12 protein-coding genes are annotated in these 17,406 nt (G+C 73.5%); 9 read left to right on the top strand and 3 right to left on the bottom strand.

What is annotated here, in order from left to right; genetic code table 11:
- Window positions 1-4: 4 nt before the first annotated feature.
- The gene (locus ACVCAH_RS01985; protein ID WP_447134286.1) at window positions 5-862 is read left to right on the top strand and encodes a carbohydrate ABC transporter permease; all 858 of its coding nucleotides are present in this window, start codon (window positions 5-7) and stop codon (window positions 860-862) included.
- Complete coding sequence (locus ACVCAH_RS01980; RefSeq protein ID WP_447134285.1) at window positions 859-1,881, top strand: glycoside hydrolase family 43 protein; 1,023 nt, start codon at window positions 859-861, stop codon at window positions 1,879-1,881. Before ACVCAH_RS01985 ends, ACVCAH_RS01980 begins: the two co-directional genes overlap by 4 nt.
- A gap of 227 nt (window positions 1,882-2,108) precedes the next feature.
- Here the strand turns inward: ACVCAH_RS01980 and ACVCAH_RS01975 are convergent, their stop codons facing one another.
- Window positions 2,109-3,608 (bottom strand): amino acid permease, encoded by a 1,500-nt coding sequence (locus ACVCAH_RS01975; RefSeq protein ID WP_447134284.1) that lies wholly within the window; start codon window positions 3,606-3,608, stop codon window positions 2,109-2,111.
- 323 nt (window positions 3,609-3,931) lie between these two features.
- Here ACVCAH_RS01975 and ACVCAH_RS01970 point away from each other — a divergent pair, with 323 nt between their 5' ends.
- Both ACVCAH_RS01970 and ACVCAH_RS01965 read left to right on the top strand, forming a co-directional pair.
- Window positions 3,932-5,590 carry a glycoside hydrolase family 10 protein gene (locus ACVCAH_RS01970; protein WP_447134283.1) on the top strand — a complete coding sequence of 553 codons (1,659 nt, stop codon included), beginning with the start codon at window positions 3,932-3,934 and terminating at the stop codon, window positions 5,588-5,590.
- A 175-nt stretch (window positions 5,591-5,765) separates the two neighbouring features.
- Complete coding sequence (locus ACVCAH_RS01965; RefSeq protein WP_447134282.1) at window positions 5,766-6,305, top strand: phospholipase; 540 nt, start codon at window positions 5,766-5,768, stop codon at window positions 6,303-6,305.
- 132 nt (window positions 6,306-6,437) lie between these two features.
- Here ACVCAH_RS01965 and ACVCAH_RS01960 read toward each other — a convergent pair whose 3' ends face one another.
- The gene (locus tag ACVCAH_RS01960; protein WP_447134281.1) at window positions 6,438-9,281 is read right to left on the bottom strand and encodes an ATP-binding protein; all 2,844 of its coding nucleotides are present in this window, start codon (window positions 9,279-9,281) and stop codon (window positions 6,438-6,440) included.
- A 142-nt stretch (window positions 9,282-9,423) separates the two neighbouring features.
- On the bottom strand, window positions 9,424-9,648 hold the full coding sequence (locus ACVCAH_RS01955; protein ID WP_447134280.1) for an FmdB family zinc ribbon protein: 225 nt from the start codon (window positions 9,646-9,648) through the stop codon (window positions 9,424-9,426).
- A 38-nt stretch (window positions 9,649-9,686) separates the two neighbouring features.
- Between ACVCAH_RS01955 and ACVCAH_RS01950 the strand changes: the two genes are divergently transcribed.
- The 5 genes from ACVCAH_RS01950 to ACVCAH_RS01930 all read left to right on the top strand — a co-directional run bounded on the left by ACVCAH_RS01950 (window position 9,687) and on the right by ACVCAH_RS01930 (window position 17,372).
- On the top strand, window positions 9,687-11,111 hold the full coding sequence (locus ACVCAH_RS01950; RefSeq protein ID WP_447134279.1) for a lytic murein transglycosylase: 1,425 nt from the start codon (window positions 9,687-9,689) through the stop codon (window positions 11,109-11,111).
- 72 nt (window positions 11,112-11,183) lie between these two features.
- A complete protein-coding gene (locus ACVCAH_RS01945) occupies window positions 11,184-12,200 on the top strand; it encodes a GNAT family N-acetyltransferase (protein WP_447134361.1) in 1,017 nt (338 codons plus the stop codon).
- Window positions 12,201-12,294: 94 nt separating this feature from the next.
- Window positions 12,295-15,570, top strand: a complete 3,276-nt coding sequence (locus ACVCAH_RS01940) for a lamin tail domain-containing protein (protein WP_447134278.1) — start codon at window positions 12,295-12,297, stop codon at window positions 15,568-15,570.
- A 156-nt stretch (window positions 15,571-15,726) separates the two neighbouring features.
- A complete protein-coding gene (locus ACVCAH_RS01935; protein WP_447134277.1) occupies window positions 15,727-16,266 on the top strand; it encodes an RNA polymerase sigma factor in 540 nt (179 codons plus the stop codon).
- 2 nt (window positions 16,267-16,268) lie between these two features.
- Window positions 16,269-17,372, top strand: coding sequence for a hypothetical protein (locus tag ACVCAH_RS01930; RefSeq protein ID WP_447134276.1), 1,104 nt, complete (start codon window positions 16,269-16,271; stop codon window positions 17,370-17,372).
- Window positions 17,373-17,406: the final 34 nt, after the last annotated feature.

Raw genomic sequence — 17,406 nt, 5'->3', positions numbered from 1 at the left:
CGCCATGACGACGCCCACGCGCACCACGCGCGCCCCGGGGACCGTGCTGCGCCGGACCGTGCTCTACGCCACCCTGGTGGCGCTCGCCCTGGTCTTCCTGACCCCGCTGGTCTGGATGGTCATCACCTCGCTGAAGACCTACGCCGGCGCCCAGCAGATCCCGCCGAGCTGGCTGCCGGATCCGGTCTCCGGGTACGGCTACGAGCAGATCCTGAACAACACGGCCAACCCGGTGCTGCGCTGGTTCGCCAACAGCATGCTGGCCGCCACCCTGCACGCGGTGCTGGTGCTGGTGACCGCCTCGATGGCCGCGTACGCCCTGGCCCGGATGCGGTTCCGCGGCCGCGGGGTGACGTTCGCGCTGATCGTCGGGACGCTCTTCATTCCGCCGACCTCGCTGATCATCCCGAACTTCCTGATCGTCGACACGCTGGGCTGGATCGACACCCTCACCGTGGTGATCGTGCCGGGCGCGGCGAGCGCGTTCGGGGTGTTCTTCCTGCGGCAGTTCTTCCTCTCCCTGCCCCGGGAGCTGGAGGAGGCCGCGGTGCTGGACGGCGCCAACCAGTGGCAGATCTTCTTCAAGGTGGTGCTGCCGCTGTCCAGGCCAGCGCTGGCCACCCTGGCGGTGCTGTCGTTCCTGACCAACTGGAACGACTTCCTCTGGCCGATCTTCGTGCTGTTCAGCCCGGAGATGCTCACCCTGCCGCCGGGCCTGGGCCTGCTCCAGGGCGCCTACGTGACCGACTACCCGGTGATCATGGCGGGTGCGGTGCTGGCCAGCGTGCCGGTGCTGATCCTCTTCGTGCTCGCCCAACGGCACATCATCCAGGGCGTGTCGCGCAGCGGCCTGAAGGGATGACGGCCGGGACGACCCGGTGGCGCGGCGCGGCGGCGGCCTTCGCCGCCGCGCTGCTCGTCGCCGGCTGCGGCGGCGCCGAAGATCCGAAACCGACGAGCACCGGGAGCGACCCGAGCATGTTCACCAACCCGGTCGGACGCACCGACGCGCCCGACCCGCAGGCGATCCGGGTGGGCGACACCTGGTACCTGTTCCACACCAACGCCGGCGGCCGGAACGTCCCGGTGCTCACCTCGCCCGACCTGGTCGACTGGACCCCGGCCGGCGACGCGCTGCCCGAGCTGCCCGGCTGGGCGGACGCCGGGAAGACCTGGGCCCCGGAGGCGATCCAGCTGGCGCCGGACCGGTTCCTGCTCTACTACACGGTGGCCGGGCGCGAGTCGGGCCGGCAGTGCGTCGGCCGGGCGGTGGCCGGCGCGCCGCAGGGGCCGTACCGGGACGACTCGACCAGGCCGCTGATCTGCCAGGCGGAGCTGGGCGGGGCGATCGACGCGAGCCCGTTCCGGGACACCGACGGCAGCCTGTGGCTGCTGTGGAAGAACGACGGCAACGCCATCGGGGTGGACACCTGGCTCTGGTCGCAGCGCCTCTCCGACGACGGGCTGCGCCTGGTCGGCGAGCCGACGAAGCTGCTCAAGCAGACCGAGCCGTGGGAGGGCAACCTGATCGAGGGGCCGTTCTTCCACCGCCAGGACGGACAGCTGTTCCTCTTCTTCGCCGCCAACGCCTACGACCGGGCCGAGTACGCCGAGGGCTACGCGGTCTGCGAGTCGCCCACCGGCCCCTGCCTGAAGGCCCCGGAGAACCCGATCCTGAAGACCAACGAGGCGGCCTCCGGCCCGGGCCACGCCTCGATGGTGGTCAAGGACGGCCGCACCTGGCTGCTCTACCACGCCTGGCCGCCCGGCCAGGAGGGCAGCGTCGACCCGGGCCGCCAACTCTGGCTCGACGAGGTCACCTGGCCCGACGGCAAACCCAGGATCAACGGCCCCACGGCCGAACCCCAGAAAAAACCCTGACCAGGGACCTTCCATAAATCCGACCACCCGGAAGACACGCCGGGGTCCGGAGTCACCGACAGCGCGGCACCCGACACGATCGGGTGCCGCGCCGTCGCGTACAGCAAAGGAAGCGTGACCGGAGCGCGGCGTGGGACCACCGGAGGGTTTCCGGGGAGCCCGGCCCGCGGAGGGATCAAGCCTGACCGCCCGGAGCGGGCCGGGCTCCCCGGAAACCCACCCAGAGATCACACGGAAGCCGATTCGGTAGCCGGAGAGGACGAGGACGAGGAACGACGGGCCAGACGGTTCCGCCGGTAGCCGTAGCCGAAGTAGATGACCGCGCCGAGCAGCATCCAGCCGCCGAACCGCAGCCAGGTCTCCACCGACAGGTTGAGCATCAGGTAGAGGCAGGCCAGCGCCGAGACGACCGGCAGCACCGGGGAGAACGGCACGGTGAACGGCCGGTCCAGGTCCGGGCGCTTGCGGCGCAGGATCGGCACCGCGACCGACACCAGCACGAACGCGCAGAGCGCGCCGATGCTGACCAGGTCGGCCAGCGCGGACAGCGGCAGGAAGCCGGCCAGCAGCGCGACGGCCACGGTCATGATGGCCGAGATCCGGTACGGGGTGCCCCAGCGCGGGTGCACCGTGGCGATCGACGGCGGGATCAGCCCGTCCCGGCTGATGGCGAAGCCGATCCGGCCCATCGCCACCAGGTCGACCAGGATGACGCTGGTCAGGCCGGCGACCGCGGCGATGGAGACGAGCACGGCGGCCCACCCGGCGCCGACCGACTCGAACGCCGCGGCGATCGGCGCGCCCCGGTCGATCTCGGTGTACGGCACCATGCCGACCACCACCAGCGAGACGCCGATGTAGAGCACGGTGGAGACCAGCAGCGTGCCGAGCAGGCCGAGGGTCAGGTCCCGGCGCGGCCGGCGGGTCTCCTCGCCCAGGTTGGCCACCGCCTCGAAGCCGGTGTACGCGAAGAAGACCACCGCGGCGGCGCTGAGCACGCCGACGAACCCGAAGACCGACGGCTCCAGCCCGAACAGCGCCTGGGTGACGGGCTGCTTGATGCCGTCCTCGCCGGCCTCGGCGGGCTGCGGCGAGGGGATGAACGGGGTCAGGTTGGCGGCCTTGACGAAGAACGCGCCGGCGAGCACCACGAAGACGCAGATGCCGACCTTCACCAGCACCAGCAGGTTGGTCACCCGGGCGGACTCCCGGATGCCGACGATGGCCACCACGCCGAGCAGCAGCACGATCGCGATCGCGCCGAGGTTGACCACGCTGCCGTCCTCGGCGAACCAGGCGGCGGGCAGGTCGAACAGTTCGGCGAGGTAGCCGGACCAGCCGCGGGCGACCACCGCGGCACCGAGCGCGAACTCCAGCAGCAGGTCCCACCCGATGATCCAGGCGACGATCTCGCCCATGGTGGCGTACGCGTAGGTGTAGGCGCTGCCGGCGGCCGGCACGCTGGAGGCGAGTTCGGCGTAGCAGAGCGCGGCGAGCAGCGCCACCACGCCGGCGATGGCGAAGGAGATCACCACGCCGGGGCCGGCGCTGTCCCGGGCCTCGATGCCGGTGAGCGTGAAGATGCCGGTCCCGATGACGATGCCGATGCCGAAACCGGTCAGGTCGAGCGCGCCGAGCCGCCGCTTCAGTCCGGGCCCGCCGTCCGAGCCGTCGGCCTCGCTCTGGGCCAGCACGTCCTTGATCGGTTTGGTACGCAGCACGGACACCCGGTCACCCCTCCCCACCGTGCCGACCACCACGCTGGCGGCCGGTGACCGCCGTCGGTACCCACCGCGGACCGTCGCCAACCGCCATTCTTCGGGCCAACCCGGTCACCACCCACCGTGTGCTCCCGGTCACCCGCCGGAACGTGACGCGGGAGTCCGGACCGCCGCCTATCCGACGGACGGACCGTTCCGCCCCGCACCACTTGCGCGCGGCACACCTGGTGTGAAAATTTCCTACCAGCGGCAGATAGCCGACGGCGAATCTTGCCGAGGGCCGCCGCGACGAAACCTGCCACGGGATTCCCCACGAAGGGACACACCGCATGAAGGCAACTCGGCTCGGAGCCGCCGGGCTGGCCGCGGCACTGCTCGGCGCGCTCGTCGCCAGCACCCCCGCGAACGCCACCGAAGCGGCGGCGACCGACGTCTCCGCCACCACCTGCGTCACCGACCCGGCCACGCCCAAGCGGCAGTTCCGGGCCATGTGGATCGCCTCCGTCACCAACATCGACTGGCCCAGCAAGGCGTCCTGGACCTCGCCGGACCAGATCGCCACCCAGAAGGCCGAATACCTGGGCTGGCTGGACCTGGCCGAGCGGCTGAACCACAACGCCGTCGTGGTCCAGGTCCGCCCGACCGCCGACGCGTTCTGGCCGTCGCCGCACGAGCCCTGGTCGGAGTACCTGACCGGGGTGCGCGGCAAGGACCCGGGGTGGGACCCGCTGGCCTTCGTGGTGGAGGAGGCGCACAAGCGGAACCTCGAGTTCCACGGCTGGTTCAACCCGTACCGCGTCTCCATGCCGGCCCCGAGCGGCGCCGGCGCGGACATCAGCAAGCTGGCCCCGAACCACCCGGCGCGGCAGCACCCGGAGTGGACCTTCGCGTACCCGCCGGCCGGGGTCGCCGGCAGCCGGCTCTACTACAACCCCGGCATCCCCGAGGTCCGCGAGTTCGTGCAGACCGCGATGATGGACGCCGTCAAGCGGTACGACATCGACGGTGTGCACTTCGACGACTACTTCTACCCGTACCCGAGCGGCACCCACCAGGTGCCCGACGACGCGACGTTCGCGGCGTACAACCGCGGCTTCACCAACAAGGCCGACTGGCGGCGGGACAACATCAACCTGCTGGTCCAGGAGATGAACGCCAAGATCAAGGCGGAGAAGCCGTGGGTGAAGTTCGGGGTCAGCCCGTTCGGCATCTGGCGTAACAAGTCCGCCGACCCGCTCGGCTCGGACACCACCGGCAGCCAGTCGTACGACATCATCTCCGCCGACACCCGCAAGTGGGTCAAGGAGGAGTGGATCGACTACGTGGTGCCGCAGCTCTACTGGTACATCGGCCAGTACCCGGCCGCCGACTACGCCCGGCTGGTGCCGTGGTGGGCGGACGTGGTGAAGGGCACCCGGGTGCAGCTCTACATCGGACAGGCCGACTACAAGAGCGGTGACCCGGTGTACGGCTCGTTCTGGATGAACCCGCAGGAGCTGTCCAACCACCTGACGCTGAACCGGTCGCACCCGGAGGTGCTGGGCAACGTGCACTTCTCGGCGGTCCAGGTCCGGGCGAACCGGCTCGGCGCGACCGACATCTACGCCGCCGAGCACTACTCCCGCCCGGCGCTGATCCCGACCATGTCGCACCTGCCGGCCAAGCCGCTGCTCATGCCGGTGGTCACCGGGTCGGCTCGGCAGGACGACGGGGTCCGGCTGAGCTGGCGGCAGCCGGCCGACGGGATGGGCCCGCTCGGCACGGCCGCCTCGTACGCGATCTACCGCTTCGACGGGGTGCAGTTGGCCGGCAAGTGCGACGTCGCGGACGCCACGCACCTGGTGGACACCGTCCGGGCCACCCCGGGCGCGGTGCAGTCCTGGGTGGACACCACCGCCGAGCCGGGCAAGCGCTACACCTACTACGTGACGGCGCTCGACCGGCTGGCCAACGAGAGCCCGCTCAGCCCGCCGCACGTCGTGCGCTGATCCACCGACCGAGTGCCCCGGGCGTCACCGACGCCCGGGGCATTCGTCTGTTTCAACGTATGTCACCAATAGTTCACACCGATACAAGATCCGGGGCGGGCGGTTCATCGACACTAATCGACATCCGGTGACCCGCCGGTAACAAATGGTTCCGCACACCCTCGCGGAGGTTGCCATGCCCCGTCGTCTCGCCACCCTCCTCGCCTCGGGCGCGCTCGGCCTGCTGGTCGCGCTCGGGATCGCCACCCCCGCCGCCGCCGTCACGCCCCAACAGAAGCTCTCCGTCCTGTCCAGCTGGACCCAGACCAGCGCCACCAGCTACAACGCCTGGAACGCGGCGCGGCTGAACAAGGCCGCCTGGGCCGACTACGCGTTCGACTGGTCCACCGACTACTGCTCGTCCAGCCCGGACAACCCCCTCGGGTTCACCTTCAACCTCTCCTGCTACCGGCACGACTTCGGCTACCGCAACTACAAGGCGATGGGCCAGTTCTCGGCCAACAAGTCCCGGCTGGACAGCGCCTTCTACGCGGACCTGAAGCGGGTCTGCGCCACGTACAGCTCCGTCGTCCGGCCCGCCTGCTACAGCCTGGCCTGGACCTACTACCAGGCGGTCAGCATCTTCGGTTCGGTCGCCGCCGTCCAGCAGGCCGACATCGACCGCGCCGCCCGGATGAAGGCCGACGCGGAACGCCGCGCCGCCGCCCGTTCCTGAACCCTCCCTCCCACCCCACCTCTCCCCGCCCCCTCGACCTCCAGGTCGATCATGAGGTTTGCGTCATTTCCGGGCCGGACCCGGACGTGAACTTCATGATCACCGGGTCGGGGGCGGGGCCCGGGGGGTGGGTCAGGCGTGTTCGGTGTGAGGGGTGGGGTGGCGGTGGGGGTCCGCCGCCGGGCGGCGGGGAGCCGGGGTCGGCACGCCGGTGCTGAACCGGGTCGAGTCGGCCGCCAGGTCGGGGTGCTCCACGCCGAGCGCGAGGGCCGCCGCCTCCTCCAGCCCCAGCTCGGCCCCCTCGCCGTACGCGTCGTCGAAGGCCGCGTCGCCCAGCTCCCGGCGCAGCTGCGCCTGCCGCTCCGCCCAGTACGTCCCGTAGATGCCCGGGGTGGAGCGCAGGCTGGCCCGGGTGGCCTGGGCCGCGCCGAAGAGCCGGGCCGCGGTCAGCGGATGGCCCCCGGCGGCACAGCGCACCGCCACGCCGTTCAGGGTGTCGCAGGCCCGGCCGTGGAAGCCGTGGCTCATCCGGGACCGGAGCGCCACCAGCAGGTGCTCGTGCGCGGCGATCAGGTCACCACGGGCCAGGGCGACCATGCCGAGCAGCATGTCCACCGAGCGCCGGCCCCGCTCCACCGGGCGGGCCGCCTCGACCGGGCGGGCGGCGCCGAGCAGCTCCGCCGCCTCGTCCAGCGCGCCCCGCCGCCAGAGCAGCTCGGCCAGGCCGAACACGGCGAACAGCGCGTCGCCCAGCACGTCCTGGCCGTGCGCCCACTCGATGACCTCCCGGCAGACCCGCTCGGCCTCGGCGAACTGTCCCATGTCGACCAGCGGGGCCGCCCGCCCGGCGAGCACCCGGGCCAGCAGCCCGGCGTCGCCGGCCTGCCGGGCCGCCGCCTCGGCCCGCTGCGAGAAGCGCAGCTCCTCGGCGAACTCGCCGTCCGCGCCGGCGTGCAGCGAGTGCATGTGGTACGCCGCCGCCAGCTCGTCCTCCGGGATCGGCTCCCCGGTCTCCGCGATCCGGCCGTAGAGCCGGAACAGCCAGAGCCGTCCCTCCCGGGCCAGGCCCCGCTCCCGCCACCACTGGTCGAGCCCACCGGCCAGCCGCAGGCCCGCCCGGGCGCTGCCGCCGGTGGCGCACCAGCGCAGCGCGGCGCGCAGCTCCCCGGCGAGCGGGTCGAGGGCGTAGAGGGAGAGGGTGACCGGGCGCCCGTCCGGGCCGAGGTGGGCCCGCTCCAGCGCGTGCGCCGACCAGGCCACGTGCCGGTCCCGGGCGGCCTGCTCCTCGCCGGCCTCGGCCAGCCGGCGCGCCGCGTACGCCCGGATCGGGTCGAGCATCCGGTAGGTGCTGCCCGCGGCGTGCGGCTCGGCCAGCACCATCGACTTGTCCACCAGGACGGAGAGCGGGTCGAGCGGGTCGTCGCCGAGCAGCCACTCGACGGTGGCCAGGTCCACCGGGCCGGCGAAGATCGCCAGCCAGCGCAGCAGCCGGGCCGCCCGCGGCCCCAGCGTCCGGTACGACCAGGTGACCGTCGCCTGCATGGTGAGGTGCCGCTCGCTGGCCGACCGCTGCACCGCCCGGGTGGCCGGGGTCGGTGGCGTGGCGCCGGCCGCCGCCGCGACCAGGTCCACGGTGTCCTGCTGGTTGCCCATCCAGCCGCGCTCCACCGGGGGCGGCTCCGGGTCGTCCCGTCCGGCGTCCAGAGTGCCGAGCACGTCGTCGAGGCGCTCGGCGAGCTGGCCGACCGAGAGCACCCGCAACCGGGCCGCGGCCAGCTCGATGGCGAGCGGCAACCCGTCCAGCCGCTGCACCACCCGGCGCAGGTCGGCCGACTCGGCCGGGTCCGGCTGCCGGCCGCCCCGGGCCGCCGCGGTCCGGTCCAGCAGCAGCGCGACCGCGTCGCTCTCCGCGCCGTCGACCGGCGGGTCGACCGAGAGCGGCGGGATCCGCCAGACCACCTCGCCGGGCAGGCCGAACGACTCCCGGCTGGTGGCCAGCACCCGCACGCCCACCCCGCCGGCGAGCAGCCGGGAGATCACGTCGGCCGAGGCGGCGGGTTGGGCGTCGCAGGTGTCCAGCACGACCAGCATCCGGCGGGCGGCCGCGTACTCGACCAGGGTGTCCACCATCGGACGACCGGGCTCGGGGCGCAGGCCGAGCACGGCGGCGATCGCGAACGCCACCAGCCCCGGGTCGGTCACCGTGGCGATGTCGACGAACCAGACCCCGTCCGGATACGTCTCCACCAGGTCGGTGGCGAGCTCCACGGCCAGGCGGGTCTTGCCCGCCCCGCCCGCGCCCAGCACGGTGACCAGCCGGTGCTCCTCGACCAGCCGGCGCAGCTCGGCGCGCTCGGCCTGCCGGCCGACGAACGAGGTGACCTGGGTGGGCAGGTTGTGCGCCACCGCGTCGGCGGTACGCGGCCGCGGGAACTGCCGCTCCAGGCCCGGGGCGACCAGTTGGAACAGCCGCTCCCGGTCGTCGAAGCCACGCAGCCGGTGCAGGCCGAGGTCGAGCAGGGAGGCGCCGGTCGGGAGCGGGTCGGCGTGCCGCGCGGTGGCGGCCGAGCAGAGCACCTGAGCGCCGTGCGCCGCGGCGGCGATCCGGGCCGCCCGGTGCACCTCGGGGCTGGCGTACTCGCCGTCGCGCGGCTCGGCCCAACCGGTGTGCAGCCCCATCCGTACCCGGGGCGCGGCCTCGGCGGTGGGCCAGTCGTGGTCGGACAGTGCGCGTTGCGCGGTCAGGCACGCGGTGAGCGCCGCGGTCGCGTCGCCGAACGCGAGGAAGAACGAGTCGCCCTCGGTCAGCAGCTCCGCGCCCTCGGTGGCGGCGATCGTCCGGCGCAGCAGGCGGCGGTGCTCGCGCAGCACCGGACGGTAGTCCGGCCCGAGCAGCTGAGCCAGCCGGGTCGAGCCTTCGATGTCGGTGAAGACGAAGGTCACCCACCCGGTCGGGAGGTGGATCCGTGGCGACATGCGTGGAACCTCCGCCCGTGACGTCGGGTTCATGCTGCCTGATACCGGGCCATCACGCATCGTGAGAACGGCCGGGCAGGTTCCGACCCAAGGTGCCACTGGACCTCGACGCGGGCAAGCGCGACGGCCCGAGCGGACGGGATCAGCAGCCGCAGGCACCACCGCAGCAGCCACCGCCGCCACCGGGCGCGGACGCGCCACCGGACGCCGGGGCGCCGCCGCGACCGGTCACCGCGACCGTCGAAAGCAGCTTGACCGTGTCGTCGTGCCCCTGCGGGCAGGAGGCCGGCTCACCGGCCCGGATCATCGGACGGTTGACCTCGAAGGTGTCGCCGCAGGCACGGCAACGGAACTCGTAGCGGGGCATGGCATCAGGGTACGACCGGACCTGACTTCGGACGGGACATGGGTGATACTCGACGGGTGGTGGACGGCGAGGACAGACCGACCCTTCGGCCCCTGCGACCGGCCGCGCCGCTCGACGGGCCGCTCGCCGGCTCGGGCGCGGCGCCCGACGACCCGGCGACCCGGCTACCCCGCCCGCGCCGTCCGTGGCTGAGAACCGCCGCGCCGGCGGACGCCTCGACCGGGCCGGCCGAGGCGGAGACCGGCGACGCCGGTGCGGAGTCCGCCGTCGAGTCGGCTGCCGTCTCCGCCGCGCCGACCGGCACGGACGCGCCAGCCCCCGCCGCCACGAAGCCGGACGGCGACGCCGACGCCACGACCAAGCCGGGCGACAGCGCGGACACCGCCACCACGAAGCCACGTGACAGCGCGGACGCCCCGACCAAGCCGGGCGAGGGCGCGGACACCGCCGCCAAGCCGGCTGACGGCGCGGGTGCGTCGAAGGCCACCGCGGAGCAACCCGACACCGCGGCGACCGGGGGCGACGCGAAGACCACGGACCGACCGGCGGGAGCCCGGCGCCGCCGGGTGCCGTTCGCGCACGCCCTACGGCAGCCGCCGCACCGGGTGGCGCTGACCGCCGCCCGGGCGACCCGGGACTGGTCGCGGCGCTCCAGCGGGCGGCTCACCCTGCCCGGGGTGTTCCTGCTCGCGCTGGTCCTGGGTACCGCCGCGGCGGGCGCGCTGGTGGTGCCCGGCGCCGTGCGCGCGCCCCACACGGTCGCCGCCGACGCCAGCGCCACCCCACCGCCCGCCCTGCCGGGGCTGCCCGGCACGCCGCTGCCCACCGGGACGCTGCCGCCGGGCGGCGCGCTGCCCACCGGGCCCACCGTCGGCCCGGTGGCCACCGGCCGGCCGGCCGACGCGCTCGCCGCGTGGGCCCAGCAGGTCGGCCCGAAGGTCGGCATCTCGCCGGTCGCCATGCAGGCCTACGGCTACGCCGAACTGGTGCTCGCCGAGACGAACCGCAGCTGCGGCCTGAGCTGGACCACGCTGGCCGCGATCGGGTTCGTCGAGTCCGCGCACGGCCAGGCGAACAACGCCCGGCTGGGCACCGACGGCCGGGCGCTGCCCGAGATCATCGGCCTGCCGCTGGACGGGCAGGGCGGCCGGATGCGGATCACCGACACCGACCGCGGCCTGCTGGACCGGGACACCAGCTACGACCGGGCGATCGGGCCGATGCAGTTCATCCCGACCACCTGGCAGGAGATCGGCGCCGACGCGGACAACGACGGCCGCAAGGACCCGCACGACCTGGACGACGCCGCCCTGGCCGCCGGCAACTACCTCTGCAAGGGTGGCCGGAACCTCACCATTCCGGGCGACTGGTGGAACGCGATCCTGTCGTACAACGACGTGCGCCGTTACGCCCAGGACGTCTTCGACACCGCCAACCGGTACGGACAGGCCAGCCGCACGTGAAGTGATCGTCCGCATACATTGGAGAACTGGACACTTCCCCCGGGCAGCTGTTAGCGGCAAGCTAGACGGGTGATGGTGCGCGAGTGGGACCCCAGGACCGCGTCGTCCGCCGAGATCGCGTCGCTGCTGGACACGCTCAACGCGGTCCTCGCGGTCGATCTCCCGCAGGATCCGCCGTGGCGGGAGAGTTCCCTGCGTGAATACCTCTCCGAGGTGATGCCCGGCGAACGGCGGCTCTCCTGGGTCGCCCAGGCGGAGCCGGCCGCCAACGGGGCGCCGGGGGCGATCCTGGGCCACGTCCAGGTGCTGCTGCTCGGCGACATCGGCGTGCTGGAGGTGCTGGTGCACCCCTCGGAGCGGCGCTCCGGGCTCGGCCGCGACCTGGTGCGGACCGCCGCCCGCCGGGCCTACCACGAGGGCTTCCAGTCGATCGGGGTCGAGGTGGTCGGCGACACCCCGGCGGTGGCCTTCTACGAGTCGCTCGGCTTCACCCGGGAATACGTCGAGACCCGCAGCGTGCTCGACCTCTCCACGGTGGACTGGGCCGACCTGGCCGAGATGGCCACCGGCGTCGGCGCCGGCTACCACCTGGAGTTCTGCCCCGGCGGGCCGCCGGACGACCTGATCGAGGCGTACGCGCGGGCCAAGGCCGAGGTGCGTGACGTCGACGACGGCGAACTGCGCCCCAGCTCGTACGACCCGGAGCGGCTGCGGGACAGCCTGGACTGCCTGCACCGGCGCGGCATGAAGCCGTACATCGTGCTCGCCCTGCACGAGCAGACCGGCGAGGTGGCCGGCCTGACCGAGGTCGTGGTGCCGGCACAGCACCCCACCCGGGCCGACCAGTACGACACCATCGTGGGGCAGGACCACCGGGGCTACGGGATCGACCGGGCGATCAAGGCGCGGATGCTGCTGGAGCTGCGCTCCGCCGAGCCCGACCTGACCGAGGTGCAGACCTGGAACGCGCAGGCCAACGAGGCGATGCTCAAGGTCAACGCGGAGCTGGGCTACCGCCCCGACCGGGACTGGTGCGAATACAGTGTCGACGTCGCCGACCTCGTCCACCGGCTCGACGCCCCGCGCTGACCGGAGTTCACGAAACAGTCCACCGGGGGATGGACGCTGGACAGCGACGCCCCTTAACGTGCGTTAGTTCACGTCCACCCATCGTGGAGGCCACATGCGCCCGCGCCGCACAATCGCCGCGCTCGCGACCGCCGCAGCCGTCACCACCACGGCCGTCGCCGTCGCACCCACCGCGGCCAGCGCCGCGCCCACCGACCTGTTCATCTCCGAGTACGTCGAAGGCTCGTCGAACAACAAGGCGATCGAGCTCTACAACGGCACCGGCGCCGCCGTCGACCTGGCCGCCGGCGGATACCAGCTCCAGCTCTACTTCAACGGCTCCACCACCCCGACGAACGTGCCGCTGACCGGCAGCGTCGCGGCCGGGGAGGTCTTCGTCTTCGCCCACGCCTCCGCCGGGCCGGCGATCCTCGCCCAGGCCGACCAGACCACCAGCGTGGGGCTGTTCAACGGCGACGACGCCGTCGTGCTGAGCCGCGCCGGCACCGTGCTCGACTCGCTCGGCCAGGTCGGCGTCGACCCGGGCACCGAGTGGGGCGGCGGCCTGACCAGCACCGCGGACAACACCCTCCGCCGGCTGGCCAGCGTCACCGCCGGCGACACCGAGCCGTCCGATGCCTTCGATCCGGCCGCCCAGTGGTCCGGCTTCGCCACCGACACCTTCGACGGGCTCGGCGCCCACTCCCTGGACGGAGGTGGCCCGGTCGACGCGCCGGCCACGCTGAACTGCGGCGGGGCGCTGGTCACCCCGGCCGGCACCGCGGCGACCCGCGAGGTCACCGCGACCGACGCCGACGACCGGATCGTCGACCTGACGGTCACCTCGGTCACCCCCACCCCGACCGCCGGTTCGATCAGCCGCACCGCGCTCACCCCCGCCGACGCGGTCGGCGGCACCGCCCGGGCCACGGTCGCGGCGAGCGCCGACCTGGCCGCCGGGGCGTACACCGTCGTGCTGACCGCGACCGACGCCGGCGGCGGCACCGCCACCTGCACGCTCTCCGTGCAGGTCACCCGGGAGCTGACGGTCGGCGAGGTGCAGGGCCCGACCACCGACGGCGAGTCCGGGCCGGCCGACCGGTCCCCGTACGCGCCGGCCAGCGGCAACGGGACCAGCAGCGCCCTCTACGACGTCCGCGGCGTGATCACCCAGCTGACCCTGGCCCGGGACTCCTCCGGGCGGGACCAGCGCGGCTTCTTCCTGCAGAGCCGGGCCGACGCCACCGACGGCGACCCGACCAGCTCCGACGGCATCTTCGTGTTCATGGGCTCGTTCACCTCGCTGATCGGCGGCTACGTGCCGACCGTCGGCGACGAGGTGGTGCTCCGCGCCCGGGTGTCCGAGTACTTCACCATGACCCAGCTCTCCAGCGCCTCGCTGGTCCGCAAGGTCGCCTCCGGGGTCGACGTGGACGCCGCCGTCGAGGTCACCGACGCGGTGCCGCCGGCCGATCTGGTCGAGGCGGGCCGCTTCTGGGAGCGGCACGAGGGCGCCCGGCTGCGGGTGCGCGCCGGCAGCGGCGCGGTGAGCGGGCGGGACGTCTTCGCCTCCACCGCCGACGCCGAGCTGTGGGTCATCGACCGGGACGACCCGCTGCTGGACCGCGCCGACCCGTACGCCCGCCGGGTGTTCCGCGACGCGCACCCGCTGGACAACGACCCGACCCGCCGCTTCGACGACGGCAACGGCCAGCGGATCATGCTCGGCAGCATGGGTGTGAAGGGCAGCACCGGGAACAGCGGCGCGCTGCTGCCGCCGGTGCACACCTTCGACACGCTGAGCGCCGACGCCGTCGGCGGCCTCTACTACTCGTTCGAGAAGTACGGCGTGCAGGTCGAGCGGGCCGAGTTCGCGGCGGGCACCGACCCGTCAACGAACCACCCGCCGCAGCCGGCCAACCGGTCGGAGGAGGTCGCCGTCGCGACCTACAACGTCGAGAACCTGTACGACTTCCGGGACGACCCGTTCGACGGCTGCGACTTCGCCGGCAACGCGGGCTGTGCCGGGGTGAGCCCGCCGTTCGACTACGTGCCGGGCAGCGAGCAGGAGTACCGCGACCAGCTGGCCGCGCTGGCCGACCAGATCACCACCGACCTGCACAGCCCGGACCTGATCCTCGTCCAGGAGGCCGAGGACCAGGACATCTGCGCGGTCTCCGGCGGGCAGCTGAGCTGCGGCAGCACGAACAACGCCGACGGCGCGCCGGACACCCTGCAGGACCTGGCGCTGACCATCGCGGCGGCCGGCGGTCCCGCCTACGCCGCCGCGTACGACCGGACCGGCGCGGACGCCCGCGGCATCACCGCCGCCTTCCTCTACCGCACCGACCGGGTGGCGCTGGCCGAGGCGACCGCGACCGACCCGCTGCTGGGCTCCGCGCCCACCGTGCAGTACCGCGCGCCGGGGCTGCCCGGCAACGCGGACGTGCAGAACCCGAAGGCGCTCAACGCGGTGCTGCCGGCCGACGTGGACACCTCGACCGGCCGGGACGGCAACAACGTCTTCACCCGCGCACCGCAGCTCGGCAAGTTCACCGTGGCGGCCGCGCCCGGTTCGACCGAGCGGTTCACCCTCTGGGCGGCGAGCAACCACTACTCGTCCGGCCCGGACAGCCGGGTCGGCCAGCGCCGGGAGCAGGCCGCGTACGGGGCCGCGATCGTCACCGCGATCGAGGCGTCGGACCCGCACGCCCGGGTGGTCTACGGCGGGGACCTGAACGTCTTCCCCCGCCCCGACGACCCGATCGCCACGGCCGACCGGCCGACCCCGTCGGACCAGCTCGCCCCGCTGTACGAGGCGGGCATGCGCAACCTCTGGGAGGACCTGCTCGCCGACGCGCCGTCGTCCGCCTACTCGTACAGCTTCGAGGGGCAGGCGCAGACGCTGGACCACCTCTTCGTCAACGAGGCGCTGCACGGGGACCTAGTGCAGATGCGGGCCGCGCACATCAACGCCGACTGGCCGGCGGACCACGCCGGTGACGGCACCCGCGGCTCCAGCGACCACGACCCGCAGGTGGCCCGGTTCCGCTCGCGCGCCTCGCTGAGCGTCGGGAACGCGACGGTGGCCGAGGGCGACAAGGGCACCAGCCCGCTTACCTTCACCGTCACCGTCTCCCGGCCGCTGTCCCAGCCGGTGCTGGTCTGCGCCGCGACCATCGGCATCACCGCCCAGTCCGGCCAGGACTACGACCCGTACGCCGGCTGCCGCACGCTGGCCGCAGGGCAGACCTCGCTGGCCTTCCCGGTGACCGTACGCGGCGACCGGAAGCCGGAGCCGGACGAGAAGTTCACCCTCGTGGTGACCGGCGTGCCGGGGCTGCGCCTGGCCGACCCGATCGCCACCGGCACCATCGCCAACGACGACTGACGTCGGCAGCGGAAGACGACGGCCCGTCGGCCAGGTTTGCGCCTGGCCGACGGGCCGTCGGCCGTCGCACTGGCGCTCACGGTGACACGGGGCGGCCAAGGAGAAGACGGCCGGCACGGACGGGAACGGATCCGGACCGCCGGGCGTGTACCTGGCATGGGAAGGAACGCGGCACCGCCGGCCCGCCCACCGGACGAGCTCGTCCCCGCTCGGCCGGATCCCGATCCGGACCTGCCGTTCGAGCGGTTCTACCGGGCGCACGTCGACCGGGTCCACCGGGCGCTGGCGCTGGCCACCGGGGACGTCGCGCTGGCTCGCGAGGCGGCCGACGAGGCGATGGCGCGGGCGTACGCGCGGTGGGAACACGTGCGTCGGCTCGACAACCCCGCCGGCTGGGTGTTCCGGGTCGGGTTGAACTGGGCCACCTCCTGGTGGCGCAAGGTACGCCGGGAGCGCCCGCCCGCCATCGACGAACTGCATCCGTCCCAGGCCGGGCCGGATCCGGCCGCCCTGGCCGCCCGGTCGGCCCTGGACGGACTGCCCACCGCGCAGCGCACCGTGATCGTCTGCCGGATCCTGCTCGACCTCTCCACCGCCGAGACGGCTGCCGTGCTCGACCTGACCGAGGGCACGGTGAAGAGCCGGCTGTCCCGGGGGCTCGCCGGGCTGCGCGCCGCGCTGGTCGAGAAGGAGTGACCATGACCGCCGTACCCGACGACCTGATCGAAGCGGTGCACCAGGCCGCGCGGGCGACCCCGCCGCACGCTGCCGACCTCGCGAACGTGCACCGCCGCCGGCGTGCCCGGCGCCGCCGGCGAGCGGCCGCCACGGCTGGCGGACTCGCGGCTCTGGTGGCGCTCACCGGCGGCGCTCTTCCGATGCTGGCCGACGCCCGGACCGCGCCCGCGCCGGCGACCCCGCCGACGATCCCGGCGCTCCCCGCCACGAGTCCACCGGCGACCCCGGTCGTGCCCACGGTCGCACCGGCCCAGCGGCTGCTGGGCGGCATGGCGGTCGAGGTGCTACCCGACGGAACGCTGCGGCGGCACCGGGTACCCGACGGGTGGGAGCAGACCGTCGCGCTGGCCGACGGACGGCTGGTCGGACTGCAGTTGACCGATCTGCGGCCGGGGGTGCCCCGGCGGGACGGCCCGGAGGTCGAGGGCCTGTCGATCAAGCTGGTGGTGCTGAGCCCCGACGACACCGTCGAGCAGAGCCGGGAGGTCCGGGTCAGGGGTGCCGGCGTGGAGCTGGTCGGCGCCGACGGGACGTCCGCCTACCTGGCCCGGGACGGTGGCATCCTGGCGCACGACCTGGCCACCGGTCGGGAGGAGTTCCTGCTCCGTTCGTCGACCGCGGGCGTCGACCTGCTGGCGGCCAGCCAGACCGCGCTCGGGCCCGGCCACCTGGCCGAGCAGCGGACCGACGACGGCTGCCGCACAGACGTGCGCCGGCTGACCGACGGGAAGCGGATCGCTCGGCTCACGGTCGAGGGTCTTTGCGAGAACGGTCTCCGGCTGTCGCCGGATGGCCGTCTGGTCGCGGTCCCGTACCAGCGCTTCCCCGACCGGACCGGCGATCGGGAGCGGCGGCTCGCGGTCTTCGACATCAGCAGCGGGGCGCTCCGGGCCGACCAGCCGGTCACCACGTCCCGCCGGGCCTCCGGGGCGGACGCGATCCAGGGGGTCGCCTGGGCCGACGACACGACGGTGCGGGTCGCCTGGACCGACCCTCCGGAGGGCGCGCGCGGCGTGCATTCGGTGGACGAGGGGGTGAAGGTGGTGACCGTCGCCGTCCGGTAGCGCGTGGGGCGGGCGCACCTCCCACTCGCTGCGG

It is taken from the genome of Micromonospora sp. LZ34 (genome assembly GCF_052981855.1).
This window is presented reverse-complemented; position numbering and strand designations above follow the sequence as displayed.